General features: G+C 69.2%; 12 protein-coding genes and 1 pseudogene. 9 read left to right on the forward strand and 4 right to left on the reverse strand.

The features are described 5' to 3' along the window. Positions 1–221: 221 nt before the first annotated feature. The gene (locus tag CES90_RS26420) at positions 222–536 is read right to left on the reverse strand and encodes a hypothetical protein (protein WP_189784707.1); all 315 of its coding nucleotides are present in this window, start codon (positions 534–536) and stop codon (positions 222–224) included. A 297-nt stretch (positions 537–833) separates the two neighbouring features. On the opposite strand from CES90_RS26420, the gene CES90_RS26425 reads away from it, so the two are divergent. Further along, complete coding sequence (locus CES90_RS26425) at positions 834–1,334, forward strand: hypothetical protein (RefSeq protein WP_189784708.1); 501 nt, start codon at positions 834–836, stop codon at positions 1,332–1,334. 25 nt (positions 1,335–1,359) lie between these two features. On the opposite strand, the gene CES90_RS26430 is transcribed toward CES90_RS26425, so the two are convergent. Beyond that, on the reverse strand, positions 1,360–2,289 hold the full coding sequence (locus tag CES90_RS26430; protein ID WP_229914017.1) for a response regulator transcription factor: 930 nt from the start codon (positions 2,287–2,289) through the stop codon (positions 1,360–1,362). Positions 2,290–2,499: 210 nt separating this feature from the next. Here CES90_RS26430 and CES90_RS26435 point away from each other — a divergent pair, with 210 nt between their 5' ends. From CES90_RS26435 to CES90_RS26445, 3 genes are all read left to right on the forward strand, one after another. Further along, positions 2,500–3,885, forward strand: coding sequence for a class II fumarate hydratase (locus CES90_RS26435; RefSeq protein WP_189784709.1), 1,386 nt, complete (start codon positions 2,500–2,502; stop codon positions 3,883–3,885). 115 nt (positions 3,886–4,000) lie between these two features. Continuing rightward, positions 4,001–4,693 carry a cytidylyl-2-hydroxypropylphosphonate hydrolase gene (gene fomD, locus CES90_RS26440; protein ID WP_189784710.1) on the forward strand — a complete coding sequence of 231 codons (693 nt, stop codon included), beginning with the start codon at positions 4,001–4,003 and terminating at the stop codon, positions 4,691–4,693. Positions 4,694–5,039: 346 nt separating this feature from the next. Further along, on the forward strand, positions 5,040–7,160 hold the full coding sequence (locus CES90_RS26445; protein ID WP_189784711.1) for an ATP-binding SpoIIE family protein phosphatase: 2,121 nt from the start codon (positions 5,040–5,042) through the stop codon (positions 7,158–7,160). A gap of 167 nt (positions 7,161–7,327) precedes the next feature. Here the strand turns inward: CES90_RS26445 and CES90_RS26450 are convergent, their stop codons facing one another. Beyond that, on the reverse strand, positions 7,328–9,733 hold the full coding sequence (locus tag CES90_RS26450; RefSeq protein WP_189784712.1) for a transglycosylase domain-containing protein: 2,406 nt from the start codon (positions 9,731–9,733) through the stop codon (positions 7,328–7,330). A 388-nt stretch (positions 9,734–10,121) separates the two neighbouring features. Here CES90_RS26450 and CES90_RS26455 point away from each other — a divergent pair, with 388 nt between their 5' ends. From CES90_RS26455 to CES90_RS26475, 5 genes are all read left to right on the forward strand, one after another. Continuing rightward, positions 10,122–10,646: a PadR family transcriptional regulator gene (locus CES90_RS26455; RefSeq protein ID WP_189784713.1), complete on the forward strand. Its 525-nt coding sequence runs from the start codon at positions 10,122–10,124 to the stop codon at positions 10,644–10,646. Next, on the forward strand, positions 10,646–11,332 hold the full coding sequence (locus CES90_RS26460) for an ABC transporter ATP-binding protein (RefSeq protein WP_189784773.1): 687 nt from the start codon (positions 10,646–10,648) through the stop codon (positions 11,330–11,332). Before CES90_RS26455 ends, CES90_RS26460 begins: the two co-directional genes overlap by 1 nt. Continuing rightward, complete coding sequence (locus tag CES90_RS26465; RefSeq protein ID WP_189784714.1) at positions 11,329–13,683, forward strand: ABC transporter permease; 2,355 nt, start codon at positions 11,329–11,331, stop codon at positions 13,681–13,683. Before CES90_RS26460 ends, CES90_RS26465 begins: the two co-directional genes overlap by 4 nt. Before the next feature lie 114 nt (positions 13,684–13,797). Further along, positions 13,798–14,331, forward strand: coding sequence for a carboxymuconolactone decarboxylase family protein (locus tag CES90_RS26470; protein ID WP_189784715.1), 534 nt, complete (start codon positions 13,798–13,800; stop codon positions 14,329–14,331). A gap of 238 nt (positions 14,332–14,569) precedes the next feature. Beyond that, on the forward strand, positions 14,570–15,346 hold the full coding sequence (locus CES90_RS26475; protein ID WP_189784716.1) for a class I SAM-dependent methyltransferase: 777 nt from the start codon (positions 14,570–14,572) through the stop codon (positions 15,344–15,346). Here CES90_RS26475 and CES90_RS26480 read toward each other — a convergent pair. Then, positions 15,313–15,852 (reverse strand): annotated as a pseudogene (locus CES90_RS26480) (DNA glycosylase AlkZ-like family protein); the annotation flags it as partial. The gene CES90_RS26475 and the pseudogene CES90_RS26480 sit on opposite strands and share 34 nt — an antisense overlap. Positions 15,853–16,197 lie beyond the last annotated feature (345 nt).

The following is a 16,197-nucleotide window of genomic DNA, read 5'->3' on the forward strand; positions in this document are numbered from 1 at the left end:
GACCGGCCCGAACCACGACGCCCCGTTGCCAGAGCCGCACCGTGGCCGTCGACGACCACGAAGCGCCGGACGTAGATCCACTACCCGACTGCGCACATATTGGCGATGCGGCACAGACGCACTCGGACGTGCTCTCTGGTTGGCCTCGCGCTTTCACGAGGTGGCTGTCCGAGGATTGATCAAAAACGCGGAAAGTGTGGCGCGGGCGTCGGCCGGTCTCGTCACACCTGGTCGAGAAACTGGTCCATCCCGTCGATGAACGACTGGTTGGGGTCGGGCTGCGGGTCGTTGCCGTTCTGGAGGGCGGACGCGGCCGTCGCGGCGTTCTGCGCGGCGACCTTGAGGGCGTTGTGGTGGCCGACCTGCTCGAAGGCCCACTGGAGGGTGGTCTGGCCGAGGGTCGGCACGCGGATCAGGGCGTTGTTGGCCGGCTGGCGCAGGGCAGAGTTCTGACCGGCGTCGTGGTTGGTGCGCATCTGGTCGTACACCTGCGTAGCCAGGACCAGCAGGTTCACGCCGATGGTGATGCCCAGCATGATGCCGGTGGAGGGGAGGCCCACGACACCGGCGGCGGCCAGGCCGGGCCCGGCGATCCCCGCGATGTCGGTCAGGACCAGGGAGCGGGTGACCGTGGTGCCGAGGGCGAGGCAGCGGCCCCGGCAGTCCGCGCCGGTCTCCGCGTCCGTCGGGTTCGCTCAGCTTCGCCGGCCCATAGAGGCAAATGTCACCGGTTCCGCCCTGTCCGGGAGTTGAGGTCATCTGCCTCTATCGCCTCATGGTTCCCCGCGGAAATTCTGATCAAGAACACAGCCACCGAAACGAGAGGAGCCACTGTGCTCACGTCGAGTCGCCCGAACGGGCGTCGTCTCCTGAACAGGTCCCTGGGACTGCTGGCCGCGGGCGGAATGGCGCTCGGCATGGTCGCCATGTCGGGCGGCACCGCCCACGCCTTGCTGTGGAACCCCGACGGAGGAGTCCCGTTCTTCGTCCAGGGCGGACCGGCCAGCCTTCCCAACCAGGCCAACAGCATCAGGGTGACTGTCCCCGGCACGTCCTCGCGCTGCATCGGCCGCCCGTCCGACCGCAGCGCCAACATCGCAACGGGGTACCAGATGTCCGAGGGCGTCCAGTTCTCGATCGACGCGTACAGCGACAACGCCTGCCAGGGAAACAAGGTCCTCCCCGGCATCGCCTACACGGCCTCGTACACCGGTCCCGACCCGAGAAACGGGAGGTTTACGCGCGTACAGGCCCGCGTTGCGAATGCGGCCATGTTCGTCTGCACCGACGGCGGCTGGTCCGACGGCTGGGGCGCCCCGTGCCGGCAAGCCTGACCAACTCCCCCACAGTGAAGGAACTTCACTGAAGAAGCTCATCAGCGCCCGGCGTCTCGTGCCCACCGCGCTCGTCGCCGCCGCGTCCTCCGACTGCAGCAACGACACCCTGCGCGACGACGTGCACACGGCCCCCGGCCCGCTGCCGAGCGTCTTGAACGTCAACTGACGTACGGGACAGCAGGGCTGGGTCCGGGAGACCGGGCCCAGCCCTTCGCGCGCCCTGCGACAGAACGCGCCGTGACGGCGTCACCCCAGGCGGGTCGTCCGGGACGCGCCCGTCCGGGTTCCGCACATCGCCGGACGTCGCGCAGCCCAGGTGCCCGAGCCAGCGAAGAATGGCCTCGGACCGTCCCCGCACTTCAAGCTTTCTGTAGATGCGGCTCAGATAGTTCCGCACCGTCTTCTCGGTCAGGAACATATCCCGGGCGATGTCGCGGACGCCTTGTCCGGCGGCGAGCAGTTCCATGATCTGCCGCTCCCGCTCGGAGAGCTTGCGAAGCCCATGCTGCTTCCCGCGCTCCTGGGCCCGCACCCGGCTGACGACCTTGACCTGTTCGGCGGCGATCGCCGGATCGAGGCAGCATCCCCCGCGCGCCGTGCACAGCAGCATCCACGGGAGCCACTGCACCACGTGACTGGTCTCCAGCAGGTAGCTGTTGGCGCCGTGGTCCAGGGCCTGCCACACGTCCTGCCAGTCGAGCCAGTACGCCAGCACCACGACGGGCGGCAGATCGCCCTCCGCCTCGGCCGAGAACCGCACCAGTTCCTGCGCCGTGCCAGGGCCGTAGAACAGTAAGACATCGTCGCTCGCGCGAATCTCGTGCGGCTCTTCGACCAGTCGGCTCTCGACGTCCGCCATGGCGGGCGGCCGGCTGCCATGACGGCTTACCAGAGCCACGGTCAGCGACTCGGCGCAAAACGGATCTGGGGGGACAGTGAGGTCGTGCAGCACTGTATCTCCGTGCGGGGTGCGTGGTGAGTGGGGGATCGCACCGGTCTCTCGGGGGACCCGATGTATTTGAAATTTTTAACACAATACGTACCGGTAGTAACTTTGCGGAATATCACATCGATGTCCGCGCGACGGAGGCAACCGGGGGAACGATCGATACGTCCACGCCATCCCCGGAACATCCACCCCTCCCCGATCGCTGTACGCGGTATGAGCGACTACCGCATCGAACACGACTCCATGGGCGAGGTACGCGTCCCGGCGGACGCCAAGTGGCGGGCCCAGACCCAGCGGGCGGTCGAGAACTTCCCGATCTCGGGGCAGCGGATCGAGCGGGCGCACATCGAGGCGCTGGCCCGGATCAAGGGGGCGGCCGCCAAGGTCAACGCCCGGCTCGGGGTGCTCGACAAGGACATCGCCGAGGCGATCCAGGCTGCGGCGGAGGAGGTCGCCCAGGGCAAGTGGGACGACCACTTCCCCGTCGACGTGTTCCAGACCGGGTCCGGGACGTCGTCCAACATGAACACCAACGAGGTCGTCGCCACGCTGGCCAGTGAGCGGCTCGGGCGGGACGTGCACCCCAACGACCACGTCAACGCCTCGCAGTCGTCCAACGACGTCTTCCCCTCCTCTCTCCACATCGCGGCCACCGCGGCCGTCACCCGCGACCTGATCCCGGCCCTGGACCACCTCGCCGCGTCCCTCACCCGCAAGGCCGAGGAGTTCGCCGACGTCGTGAAGGCGGGGCGGACCCATCTCATGGACGCCACGCCCGTGACCCTGGGCCAGGAGTTCGGGGGGTACGCCGCCCAGGTGCGGTACGGCATCGAGCGGCTCAGCGCCTCGCTCCCCCGCCTCGCCGAACTCCCCCTCGGCGGCACCGCCGTGGGCACCGGCATCAACACCCCGCCCGGGTTCTCCGCCGCCGTGATCGCCGAGGTCGTGCGGGTCACCGGTCTGCCGTTGACCGAGGCGCGGGACCACTTCGAGGCGCAGGGGGCGCGGGACGGGATCGTCGAGACCAGCGGGCAGTTGCGGACCATCGCCGTATCGCTCACCAAGATCGCCAATGATCTGCGGTGGATGGCGTCCGGGCCGCGCACCGGGCTCGCGGAGATCTCCCTGCCCGACCTCCAGCCCGGGTCGTCGATCATGCCCGGCAAGGTCAATCCGGTGATCCCGGAGGCCGTGCTCATGGTCGCCGCTCAGGTCATCGGCAACGACGCCACCGTCACCACCGCCGGCGCGTCCGGCAACTTCGAGCTCAACGTCATGCTGCCCGTGATCGCGAAGAACGTACTCGAATCCGTCCGGCTGCTCGCCAATGTGTCGCGGCTGCTCGCCGATCGGACCGTCGACGGGATCGTGGCCCATCGGGAACGGGCCCGCGAGTACGCCGAGTCGTCGCCGTCCGTGGTCACTCCGCTCAACAAGTACATCGGGTACGAGGAGGCCGCGAAGGTCGCCAAGAAGGCGCTGGCCGAGCGGAAGACGATCCGGGAGGTCGTCCTGGAGGGCGGATACGTGGACCGCGGCGATCTCACCATGGAGCAACTCGACGCGGCGCTCGATGTCCTGAGGATGACGCGGCCGTAACCGAACGGCCGATTCCGGCCGTCCCTGATGACACGCCAGTAACCGATTTCCCGCCATCGCGTGAACCGTGACCGCGGCCGCAGCGTCGTATGCCCATGACACCTAATATCTCGGCATGACAGACGACGGAGTGGTGAGACGAGTGGAAACGGTCGGGTCGGCGGCGTTCTGGGCGCCCGGGAGTCAGATCCTGTGGCGCTACCAGGAGAACGCCGGTGAGGGCTTCCACATCGCGCGCCCCGTCACCGTCGTACGGGACGACGAGGACCTGCTGGCGGTGTGGCTGGCCCCCGGCACCGAGTGCGTGAAGCCCGTCCTCGCGGACGGCGCGTCCCTGAACTCGGTGCCGCTCGCGTCCCGGTACAAGGAGCCCCGGGGCACGGCGTTCGGCCACTGGAGGGGCACCGGGGTGCTGAAGCTGGCCCGGCCGGGCGAGCCCTGGTCGGTGTGGCTGTTCTGGGAGCAGGGTTGGCGTTTCAAGAACTGGTACGTCAACCTGGAGACGCCGCTTGCCCGTTGGGAGGGCGGCGTGGACTCCGAGGACCACTTCCTGGACATCTGTGTGTACCCGGACCGGTCCTGGAGCTGGCTCGACGAGGACGAGTTCGCGCAGGCTCAGCTGGACGGTCTGATGGACCCTCAAGCCGCCGAGCGGGTAAGGGAGGCGGGGCGGTCGGCCGTGGAGACGATCCGCGTCTGGGGCCCGCCGTTCTCGGACGCCTGGCAGCACTGGCGCCCGAATCCCGCCTGGGGAGTACCGTCTCTCCCGGACGACTGGGACCGTACGCCCGCGCACTTGTCCTCATGAGACCCTTGATGCGCCCCCGGTCCGCAACCGTAGGATCGTCCTCCGCAAGAGTTCACAGGGGCAACTCCCGCAGTTCGGGCAAGGCTTGACCGTACGTCACCGAGGGGCGGCAAGACGTGATCAAGGGGTACGAGGGCTACACCGGTACGAGCCGGAGACGGCCGGGCGGACGGACAGTGCTGTCGTTCGACGGGCCCGCCGGTACCGTGTGTGGCACAGGAACTGCCTCTGACCACGCGGGAATTCCGTTCCCAGAACATGTATTCCGGGTATCGGCCTTTCTGCGGGACGAAGTATCGGGTTTGCTGCGGGACGAACTGCGCACACGACGCGCAGTCCCGGACGGATGGATTCGACACGCGTGACGGAGCACCCCACTTCCCACGAGCGCCCTCAGAGCGGCGCCGGCCCTGCGGATCCCCGCGGGGCGGTCCTGCATACCCAGGAGCCGCTGCGCACCCCGCCCGCCACGGCCTTACCGGCACAGGCACGCATGGGTGACGCGGCCGCCGAGCCGGGTACGGCCACCCCGTGCGCGAAGAGCGGCCAGGCTCCCTCGGAGCATGCCCAGCCGACCCTCTCCGAGCACTCCCAGCCCGCGGCCACCGAGCCCGACCCGCACCGCCCGCGGCCCACGCCGGAAGCCATTCCGGCGCAGCCCGGCGGCGAGCCGGACCGGGCGCCCGGTGCGGTCGGCGGACTGGAGCGGCGCAGCGGGCAGGGTGTGCCGCCGGGCGCCCCCATGCCCATGCGGCGGGACGGCGACCGGCTGCGCTTCGTGGGCGCCGCGACCCGGCGGATCGCCCGGGGCATCGACCTGGACGAGATCGTCATGGGTCTGTGCCGGGCCACCGTGCCGACGTTCTCGGACGCGATCCTCGTGTATCTGCGCGAGCCGCTGCCGGTCGGCGACGAGCGGCCCACCGGGCCCATGGTGCTGCGGCTGCGCCGCACCGACCGGATCCCGGAGGAGCGGGACACCGAGGGCGGCTTCCTGCCCGTGCTCCAGCCGGAGCCGGTCGACCTGGCGGTCGTCACGGCCGAGCAGTGCGCCGAGCGGTGCGAGGTACGACCCGGTGGCGCGCTCGCGGAGGTGCTGCGCGGTGTCCGGCCGGTCTTCGCGGACGCGCCGGCCGCGCATGACGCGCTGCCGGAACTGCTGGGCTCCGACGCCGAGTTGACAGTGCCGACCGGGCAGCGGGCGATCCTCGCCCCACTGCGGGGGCGGCGCCGGGTGATCGGCGCGGCGGTCTTCCTGCGCGGACCGGAGCGGATGCCGTTCGAGCAGGACGATCTGCTGGTCGCCGCCCAGCTCGCCACGCACAGCGCGCTCGGCATCGACAAGGCGGTGCTCTACGGCCGCGAGGCGTACATCGCCGACGAGTTGCAGCGGACGATGCTGCCGGAGGCGCTGCCGCGCTGCACCGGCGTACGGCTCGCGCACCGGTATCTGCCGGCCGCCGAGACCGCGCGGGTCGGTGGTGACTGGTACGACGCGATTCCCCTGCCGGGGAGCCGGGTCGCACTGGTCGTGGGCGATGTGATGGGTCACTCGATGACCTCCGCCGCGATCATGGGGCAGTTGCGGACCACCGCGCAGACGCTGGCGGGTCTGGATCTGCCGCCGCAGGAAGTGCTGCACCACCTCGACGAGCAGGCTCAGCGGCTCGGTACGGATCGCATGGCGACCTGTTTGTACGCCGTGTACGACCCCGTATCGCATCGGATCACCATCGCCAACGCCGGTCATCCGCCGCCGGTGCTGCTGCATCTCGGCGGGCGTGCCGAGGTGCTGCGGGTGCCGCCGGGGGCGCCGATCGGTGTCGGTGGCGTGGACTTCGAGGCGGTGGAGCTGGACGCGCCGGCCGGGGGCAGGCTGTTGCTCTACACGGACGGGCTCGTCGAGTCGCGGCTCAGGGATGTGTGGACCGGGATAGAGCAGTTGCGGGAGAAGCTCGCCGCGACCGCGCAGTTGACCGGGCCGGATCATCCGCCGCCGCTGGAGGCGTTGTGCGACGAGGTGCTCGACATGCTCGGTCCGGGGGACCGGGACGATGACATCGCGTTGCTCGCCGCGCGGTTCGACGGGATCGCTCCCAGTGATGTCGCGTACTGGTTCCTGGAACCGGAGGAGATGGCTCCGGGGCGGGCGCGTCGGCTTGCGAGGCATGCCTTGTCCCGCTGGGGCCTTGAGGAGTTGACGGATTCCGTTGAGCTGCTCATCAGTGAGGTCGTCACGAATGCGGTGCGGTATGCGACTCGGCCGGTAACCCTACGGTTGCTGCGGACCGATGTGCTGCGGTGTGAGGTGACCGATGATGTGCCGCAGTTGCCTCGGCTTCGGCAGGCCCGGGCCACGGATGAGGGGGGCCGGGGGCTCTACCTGGTCAATCGGTTGGCCAAGCGGTGGGGGGCTACTCGGTTGAGTGCGGGGAAGGTCGTGTGGTTCGAGCTGAATCAGGCGTGAGTTCGGTTCAGATCAGCGCCGGTCGTTCTATGGCCGGTTGCTGACTGCGGGTTCGTCGTGGCTGGTCGCGCCCACGCGGCGGAGCCGCAAATGTACACAGCCCCGCGCCCCTAAAAGCAAAAACGGAGGGCGCCCGGTGGGAACCGGGCGCCCTTCGCTCATGTTTCTTACCCGTCCGCCTGTGGGTCGTTCGGGTCTGTCGGTAGTTCAACGTCGCCCTCGCCACCCGTGGGGGTCTCCTCCGGAGTGGTTTCCGGGGTTTCCTCCGGAGTGGTTTCCGGGGTTTCCTCCGGGGTCGTCGGGGGGGCCGACGTCGGTTCCTCGGTGGTGGGGGTCTCGGAGGGGGTCTCGGACGGGGTCGCCGACGGGGTGAAGGTCGGGGTGGGGGACTCGGTGGGGGCCACCGCGGCGCCCTGGGTGGTGTCCAGGTCGAACTTCGTGACCTTGCCCATCACTCCGAAGGTGTAGTCGGCCCAGATCCGGGCGGGGAAGCCACCGCCGTTGATACGGGGTTCGCCGAGCGCCTTGTACATCGAGACCTGCTTGCCGCCGCTGTCCATGTCCTCGCCGAAGAGGCCGACGGAGGTGACGAGGTTCGGGGTGAAGCCGGTGAACCAGGCGGAGCGGTTCTCGTCGGAGGTACCCGTCTTGCCGGCGACCTGCTGCCCGTCACGGGCGGGGTTGTCGCGGACGGAGGTCTTGGCCGTACCGTCGTCGACCACGCCGGTGAGGACCGAGGTGACCGTGTCGGCGGCCTCCGGGCTGATGACCTGTTCGCCGATCGGGTCAGGGAACTGGACCTCGCCCTCCCGGTGTGTCGCCGAGGCGACGATCGTCGGGGTGACCTTCTTGCCGTGGTTGTCGAGGGTGGCGTAGATGCCGGCCATCTCCAGCGGGCTGGCGCCCATGGAGCCGAGGGTCTGGGCGGGCACCGCCTCCATGCCCTCGGTGTCCATGCCGAGCTTCTCCGCGACCTCCATGACCTTCTCCATCCCGACGTCGACGCCCATCTGAGCGAAGACGGAGTTGATGGACTTGTTCATGGCGGTCTGCACGGTGACATCGCCGTAGTCGACGTTGTCCTCGTTCGGTGGCGCGAAACCGACCTTGGAGCCGTTGTCGACGACCTCGTTCCTGCTGTCACCGTCGTAGACGGTGCTCGCGGTGATCGGCTCGCCGTCCTGGGTCTCGGCGCCCTCGTCGACGGCGGCGGCGAGCACGACCGGCTTGAAGGTGGAGGCGGGCTGGTAGTCCCGGCGGGTGGCGTTGCTCTGGTAATGCTTGAAGTAGTCGACGCCGCCGTACATGGCGATGACCTTGCCCGTCTTCGGGTCGACCGAGACGGCTCCGGCCTGGATGTGCTTGTCGACCTTGCGCTTCTTCGGGTCGAGCTTGCTGGTGAGCTGCTCCTTGACGGCCTTCTCCAGCGCGGTCTGCTTCTTCGGGTCGATGTTCAGCGTGACGGTCCAGCCGCCCTTCTCGATGAGCGCCTTGGCTTCTTCCAAGTCCGGCGCCCTGTCGCCGGCGACGAGCTGCTTGGCCAGTTCGCTGTTGGCGGCGTTCACCAGGTAGCCGTTCTGGCCCTCCATGTCGGGCGCGCCCTGGGGGTCCTTCGGCTTGGGGAGCTTCATGCCCTCGCGCTCCGAGGCGTCCAGCCACTTCATCTCGACCATGTTGTCCAGCACGTAGTTCCAGCGGTTCGTGACCAGCTTCCTGCCGGTCTCGGTGGCGGTGGACAGGTCGTACTGGCTGGGGGCCTGGAGCAGCGCGGCGAGGTAGGCGCCCTGTTCGACGTTGAGGTCCTTGGCGTCGACGCCGTAGTACGCCTGGGCGGCGGCCTGGATGCCCCAGGCGCCGCGGCCGTAGTAGCTGGTGTTGATGTAACCCGCGAGGATGTAGTCCTTGGACTCGTTGCGTTCCAGCTTCAGGGAGATGACCAGCTCCTTGAGCTTGCGGGTCACCGTCTGGTCCGACGTCAGGTAGTAGTTCTTGACGTACTGCTGGGTGATCGTCGAGCCGCCCTGCTTGCCCTTGCCGGACAGGGTGTTGATCAGACCGCGGGTCATGCCCTTGAAGTCGACGCCGGGGTCCGTGAAGAAGGTCTTGTTCTCGGCGGCGACGAAGGTCCGTTGGATGGGCTTGTCGATGTCCTTGAGTTCGACGATCTCACGGTTGGTCGTGCCGGATCGGGCGAGGATCTTGCCGTTGCTGTACTTGTAGACGTTGCTCTCCTGGGTCGCCTCGGGGTTACCTCCCGCGGGGACTTCGATCATCAGGTAGAGCACGGTGAAGGCACCCATGGCGAGCAGGCAGACACCGAAGAACGTGCCGAGGATCTTCTTCCAGGTGAAGAGGCGGCGCAGGAGGCTCTGCTGCTTCTTGCCGTTCTTTCCCGCGCCCCTGGCGGCGGCCCTGGCAGCCGCGCGGCCACCGCCACCGCCAACGCCACCGCCACCGCCCTCGGGCGAGCCTATGACCGTCGTCCCTGCCGCTGTCGCGCCCCCGGACGAGCGCTTGGGCGCCGCGCGGCGACCGCCACGCTGCCGCGCTCGTCTTTCTTCCGCTCGTCCCATGGCTCCGGTCCGCTCCGCCTCTGCTCGTCTCGTACTGCTCGTCACTACGTCTCGTGCCGCGTCTCGTACATCTGTGTGCGTCTCGTACGTCACTCAGGTGTCGCCGGTCGGCTCAGCAAGCTAACACCGAGCGCTGTGGCCGGGTGGAGCCCATACGGCCCGATTCGGCGTGACAATGCGCACGAGTGCGCGTCATCACGCACCTCATCCCACCGGAACGGACGTTCCAACAGGGCCGATGGTTGCCCCACCAGACCCACTTGTTGCCGGCGGTCCCGGTAACAGAATCGTGACAATCGGCTCCGACCAGCACCCTTTCCACCCCCGGCGACGACCTATACACGGCACGTATACGCAAGGTGTATACCTCGTGTGTACAGTCGTGCTCATGTCCATCGGTCACACACTCCTGGGACTCCTGGAGTCCGGGCCCCGACACGGTTACGACCTGAAGCGGGCCTTCGACGAGAAGTTCGGTCACGACCGGCCGCTGCACTACGGCCAGGTCTACTCGACGATGTCGAGGCTGCTGAAGAACGGCCTCGTCGAGGTCGACGGCATCGAGCCCGGCGGCGGGCCCGAGCGGAAGCGGTACGCGATCACCGAGGCGGGCATCACCGATGTCCAGCGGTGGCTCGCGACCCCCGAGAAGCCCGAGCCGTATCTGCAGTCGACCCTCTACACGAAGGTCGTCCTCGCCCTGCTCACCCACCGGAACGCGGCCGACATCCTCGACAGTCAGCGCTCCGAGCACCTGCGCATGATGCGCATCCTCACCGACCGCAAGCGCAAGGGCGATCTCGCCGATCAGCTGATCTGCGACCACGCCCTGTTCCATCTGGAGGCCGACCTGCGATGGCTGGAGCTGACCGCCGCCCGACTGGGCAAGCTGGCCGAGGTGGTGACCAAGTGATGACACCCGCTGGTTCCCTGCTCATCGCGACCGACCTGCGCAAGGCGTACGGTCCGACGACCGCGCTGGACGGCGCCGAGTTCTCCATCCACCCCGGCGAGGTCGTCGCGGTGATGGGCCCCTCCGGCTCCGGCAAGTCCACGTTGCTGCACTGCCTCGCCGGCATCGTGCCGCCCGACTCGGGCTCGATCACCTACAACGGCCGCGAGATGGCCACCATGAGCGACACCGAGCGCAGCGCGCTCCGCCGCAGCGATTTCGGGTTCGTCTTCCAGTTCGGCCAGCTCGTGCCCGAGCTGACCTGCGTGGAGAACGTGGCGCTGCCGCTGCGGCTGAACGGCACCTCTCGCAAGGAGGCCGAGAAGACCGCCCTCGGCTGGATGCAGCGCCTGGAGGTCGACGACCTCGCCCGCAAGCGGCCCGGTGAGATCTCCGGCGGCCAGGGCCAGCGGGTCGCCGTGTCCCGGGCGCTGGTCACCAGCCCTCGGGTGCTGTTCGCGGACGAGCCCACCGGCGCGCTGGACTCCCTCAACGGCGAGCGCGTGATGGAACTGCTCACCGAGGCGGCCCGGTCCACCAACGCCGCCGTCGTCCTGGTCACGCACGAGGCGCGGGTGGCCGCGTACTCCGACCGCGAAATCGTCGTACGGGACGGCAAGTCACGGGACATGGAGCGCGTCGTATGAGCTCTCCCGTCGTCCGCCAGTGGTACCGCGACCTGGCCATGGGGGTCCGGTTCACCTTCACCGGGGGCCGGGAGGGCTGGGTACGGGCCCTGCTCACCGCCGTCGGCGTCGGCCTGGGCGTGGCGCTGCTGCTGCTCACCACGGCCATACCGAACGCGCTGGCCACCCGGGAGTCCCGCAGCGCCGCCCGGCAGGACGTGGGCACCGTGTATCCCGACGACAACATGAAGTCCAAGCCGACCGACAAGAGCCTGGTCGTCGCGGACACGGACACCGAGTACAGGTACCGGGAGATACGGGGACGGCTGGTGCAGCCCGAGGGGGCGAACGCGCCGCTGCCGCCGGGACTGAGGAAGTTCCCCGGGCCGGGCGAGATGGTCGTCTCCCCCGCCCTCGCCGAACTGCTGAAGTCCGACGAGGGGAAGCTGCTGCGCGACCGGCTGCCGTACGAGACGGTCGGCACCATCGGTGAGGCCGGGCTGGTCGGCCCCAAGGAGCTCGCCTACTTCGCGGGCGCCACGGGGCTCGCCGAGCGGATCGACGGCTCGGTCGTGGCCCGGATCGAGAAGTTCGGGCCCCCGTTCGAGCAGCCCGAGGAACGGATGGACCCGATCCTGATCCTGCTCACCCTGGTGGTCTTCACGGTGCTGCTGATGCCGGTGGCCGTCTTCATCGCCACGGCCGTACGGTTCGGCGGTGAGCGGCGCGACCGCAGGCTGGCGGCGCTCAGGCTGGTCGGCTCCGACAGCCGTATGACCCGCCGGATCGCGGCGGGCGAGGCGCTCGCCGGGGCCGTGCTGGGGCTGGTCTTCGGCACCGTGTTCTTCCTGATCGGCAGGGAGATCGCGGGCTCCGTCCAGGTGCTCAACGTCAGCGTCTTCCCGAGCTACCTCAACCCCTCCCCCGTCCTCGCGCTGCTGGTCGCGCTCGCGGTCCCGGCGGCGGCCGTCGCCGTCACCCTGTTCGCGCTGCGCGGCGTCGTCATCGAACCGCTCGGTGTGGTCCGCACGGCCAAGCCCGCGCGGCGCCGGCTCTGGTGGCGGCTGCTGCTGCCGCTCGCCGGGCTCGCCCTGCTCTACCCGATGATCGGCCAGGGCTCGGAGAACGGGGAGTTCAACGAGTACATGGTCATCGGCGGCGTCGTCCTGCTGCTCTTCGGCATCACCGCGCTGCTGCCCTGGGTCGTCGAGGCGTTCGTCGCCCGGCTGGGCTCCGGCGCCGTCTCCTGGCAACTGGCCGTCCGCAGGCTCCAGTTGAGCAGCGGCTCGGCGGCCCGCATGGTCAACGGCATCGCGGTGGCGGTGGCCGGCGCGATCGCCCTGCAGATGCTGTTCTCCGGGGTCGAGGGCCGCTTCACCAAGTCGACCGGGCTGGACACCACCCGCGCCCAGATGGAGCTGACCCTGCCGCAGGGCGTCTCGGTGAGCGCCGTGGGCGAGAAGCTCAAGCAGGCCAAGGGCGCGGACACCGCCACGGCCCTGTCCACCTCGACGGTCGCCGGCACCACCGGCGACCCCGAGGACGTGACCGAGGTGACCGTCGGCGACTGCGTCTCGCTGCGCGAGATCGCGAACATTTCCTCGTGCCGCGACGGGGACGTCTTCCTGATGGGCTCGCCCGACGACCCGACCACGCTGAAGCTCGCGACGCCGAACCGCACGCTGTACTTCGACCCGTCCTACTCGGGTGATACGCCGGGCGCCGAGGTCGCCTGGAAGCTGCCGGGCGAGGTGAAGAAGGTGACCGAGCGCACCGACTCGCTGTGGACCGCCGTGTCGGGGCTGATGGCCACCCCCGGCGCGCTGCCCGCGAAGGCGGAACCCTTCCTCTACAGCACCGTCTACGTGCGCACGGACCCCTCGGTTCCGGACGCGCTCGACGAGGTCCGCAACGCCGCCGTGGCGATCGACCCGCTCATCAGGACCTGGGAGTGGCGGACGACCAGGCAGGTCGACCAGTTCACGACCATCCAGACCGGCCTCCTGGTCGGCGCGACCGCCGTACTCGTCCTCATCGGCGCGAGTCTGCTCGTCTCCCAGCTGGAGCAGCTGCGCGAACGCAGGAAACTCCTGTCGGCCCTGGTCGCCTTCGGCACCCGGCGCCGCACGCTGGGCCTGTCGGTGCTGTGGCAGACGGCGATCCCGATCGCCCTGGGCCTGATCATCGCCCTCGGTTTCGGTGTGACGCTGGGCGCCGTCCTGCTGAAGATGACGAGCACCCCGGTCGCCGTCGACTGGCCGAACGTACTGGCGATGACCGGCATCGGCGCGGGCGTCGTCCTCGTCGTCACGGCGCTGAGCATGCCACCGCTGATACGGCTGATGCGGCCGGAGGGGCTGCGGACGGAGTAGCCGAGACCGGGCCCGGCCATGGCCGCAGCGCTTCTCCGAGCGCTGCGGCCAGTCCGCCGTGTGTCACCATCGGGAGCCCGTCACACCGTCGCCGCCAATCGGGAGTGAGCCGCCATGTCGTTGGACAGCTTGATGTCCGCGATTCCCGACTACGCCCAGGACCTCCGCCGGAATCTGGAGTCCGTCATCGGGGGCTCCGTGCTGACCTCGCAGCAGTTGTGGGGCACGGTGTTGGCCACCGCTGTCGCCTCGCGGTCGGTCGTCGTGCTGCGGGAGTTGGGGCCGGAGGCTCGGGCGAGGCTGTCGGGCGAGGCGTATACGGCGGCGAAGTCCGCGGCGGCAGTCATGGCGGTGAGCAACGTCTTCTTCCGGACGCGGCATCTGTTGTCCGACCACGCGTATGGGGAGTTGCGGACGGGGCTACGGATGAACGTGCTCGGGGATCACAGGGTTGACCGGGTCGATTTCGAGTTGTGGGCGCTCGCGGTCTCGGCGGTCAATGGGTGTGGGGCGTGTCTGGATTCCCATGAGCGGGTGTTGCGTGCGGCGGGGGTGGGGCGGGAGGTCGTTCAGGAGGCGTCCAAGGTTGCGGCGGTGATGTGGGGGGTGGGGGTCGTGATGGAGGCGGAGGGTGTTCTCGGGGAGTGAGAATCGCCCCGCCGCCCATACCCGTCCCATCCCCCAGGGGCTTCCGCCCCTTCGACCCCGCCGCGCCTGAGAGGTCGGGGGGTGCGGTTCGTATGGCGGGTGCCGGTGATTCGTGGCTTGTCGCGCCCACGCGGCGGAGCCGCAAATCGACACAGCCCCGCGCCCCAGAAGGGCGCGGTGGTGGGGCCTTGGAAAAGCAGTCGCCCCTTTCTTTTCTTCCCTGGGAAGATCTTTGGCCATGGCTGCCACTCACTCTCATACGTTCGACGAGTTCGTGTCCGAAGCCGATGCCGTGCCTACCGATGGATGGGACTTCTCCTGGTTCGAGGGGCGGGCCACTGAGGCTCGGCCGTCGTGGGGGTATGCGCGGGCCATGGGAGAGAGGCTGGGGCGGGCATCCGCCGCGTTGGATGTTCAGACCGGTGGTGGGGAGGTACTCAACTCCGCGCCTCGACTGCCGGGGCTCACCGTCGCCACTGAGGGGTGGGCGCCGAATGTCGCCAAGGCGACCCGGCTGCTGCATCCGCGGGGCGTGGTGGTGGTCGCGAGTCCGGAGGACGCGCCGCTGCCGTTCGCGGACGGGGCGTTCGATCTGGTCACCAGTCGGCATCCGGTGCGTGCGGACTGGGTGGAGATCGCTCGGGTGCTGCGGCCCGGGGGGACCTATTTCGCCCAGCATGTGGGGCCCAGCAGTGCCTACGAGCTCGTCGAGCACTTCACCGGGCCGTTGCCGGAGGAGTCGCACAACGCCCGGCATCCGGACCGGGAGCGTGCCGGTGCCGAGGCGGCGGGGCTGGAGATCGTCGACTTGCGTGCCGAGCGGCTGCGTATGGAGTTCTTCGACATCGGGGCGGTCGTGCACTTCCTGAAGAAGGTTGTCTGGATGGTGCCGGGGTTCACGGTCGACGCGTATCTGCCCCAGCTGCGCTCCCTGCACGAGCGGATCGAGAGCGAGGGGCCCTTTGTCGCCCACAGCTCCCGTCACCTCTTCGAGGCCCGCAAGCCGGTCTCCTGAGGCGGCCCCGCCTCAGGCGTGGGGCCGACCGTGACCTTCCCGATCGCCAACTCGGCCCGCGTTCGAGTACTTCACCGACCCGGTCCACCCGCTCGCTCAGCTCCCGCTCCCGCTCCTGCCGGGCCGTCAGCCGTGCCAGCGGTTCCACCGTGCCCGTCGTACGGCGTCCGTTGCGCCTCTGATGCCAGACGCCCGCGACGATGCCGCCGAGCAGAATGAGGGGGTGATTGCCGGCCTGGCCCCGAGCGAGGGCGCGTTCGTACGCGCTGCCCAGGCGGGCTCCCCCGCGAAGTCGACCTCCTCGATCGCGCCGGCGGAGGCGAGCGAGGTGAAGAGCCGTTCGACCCAGCCGCCCGGTGCCGCCGCCCACTTGGCAAAGTGCCGGGCGCGCGCGGAACCGTAGGCACGCAGACAGTGCCGTACGAGGGTGGCGAGCCCGGCGTCGGCCGGCGGCAGCGGCTCGAAGCGCGGGGTCGGGTGTACGTGGCGTCTCTGATCGGCTTGGGTCTCCTGGGTCGTCCTGGACGATCCAGGGCAACGTCGGGTGGTTGGCTCGCGGTGGTGCTCGGCCGGGTTTGGAGCCGTCGGGTGCAAGCCGGTTTCCGGCCTCGAGGCGCGGCTGGTTCCGACGGCGTTCGGCCCCTGCTGCTGTTCACTTCGCCCGGACGGGGCAGGGATCCCGCGTCGCTTCCCGGGCGCGGGGTTGTGTTGCGGGAGCGGTGTTTCCGGTCCCTGAAGCGCCGCCGGTAGGGAGACTTGGCGACCTGCGGGCCGACCTCACGCCGACAGCCTCACCCGCCACCCATGTCCCGGAAAACCACTCGAATCGGTCATACCCTGAACATCCGCCC

It is taken from the genome of Streptomyces capitiformicae (assembly GCF_002214185.1).
Lineage (GTDB): Bacteria > Actinomycetota > Actinomycetes > Streptomycetales > Streptomycetaceae > Streptomyces > Streptomyces capitiformicae.

Coding starts and splice junctions, on each gene's coding strand:
- CES90_RS26420 (WP_189784707.1), bottom strand. CDS start 536: ATGCTGGGCATCACCATCGGCGTGAACCTGCTGGTCCTGGCTACGCAG.
- CES90_RS26435 (WP_189784709.1), top strand. CDS start 2,500: ATGAGCGACTACCGCATCGAACACGACTCCATGGGCGAGGTACGCGTC.
- fomD (WP_189784710.1), top strand. CDS start 4,001: ATGACAGACGACGGAGTGGTGAGACGAGTGGAAACGGTCGGGTCGGCG.
- CES90_RS26445 (WP_189784711.1), top strand. CDS start 5,040: ATGGATTCGACACGCGTGACGGAGCACCCCACTTCCCACGAGCGCCCT.
- CES90_RS26450 (WP_189784712.1), bottom strand. CDS start 9,733: ATGGGACGAGCGGAAGAAAGACGAGCGCGGCAGCGTGGCGGTCGCCGC.
- CES90_RS26455 (WP_189784713.1), top strand. CDS start 10,122: ATGTCCATCGGTCACACACTCCTGGGACTCCTGGAGTCCGGGCCCCGA.
- CES90_RS26460 (WP_189784773.1), top strand. CDS start 10,646: ATGACACCCGCTGGTTCCCTGCTCATCGCGACCGACCTGCGCAAGGCG.
- CES90_RS26465 (WP_189784714.1), top strand. CDS start 11,329: ATGAGCTCTCCCGTCGTCCGCCAGTGGTACCGCGACCTGGCCATGGGG.
- CES90_RS26470 (WP_189784715.1), top strand. CDS start 13,798: ATGTCGTTGGACAGCTTGATGTCCGCGATTCCCGACTACGCCCAGGAC.
- CES90_RS26475 (WP_189784716.1), top strand. CDS start 14,570: ATGGCTGCCACTCACTCTCATACGTTCGACGAGTTCGTGTCCGAAGCC.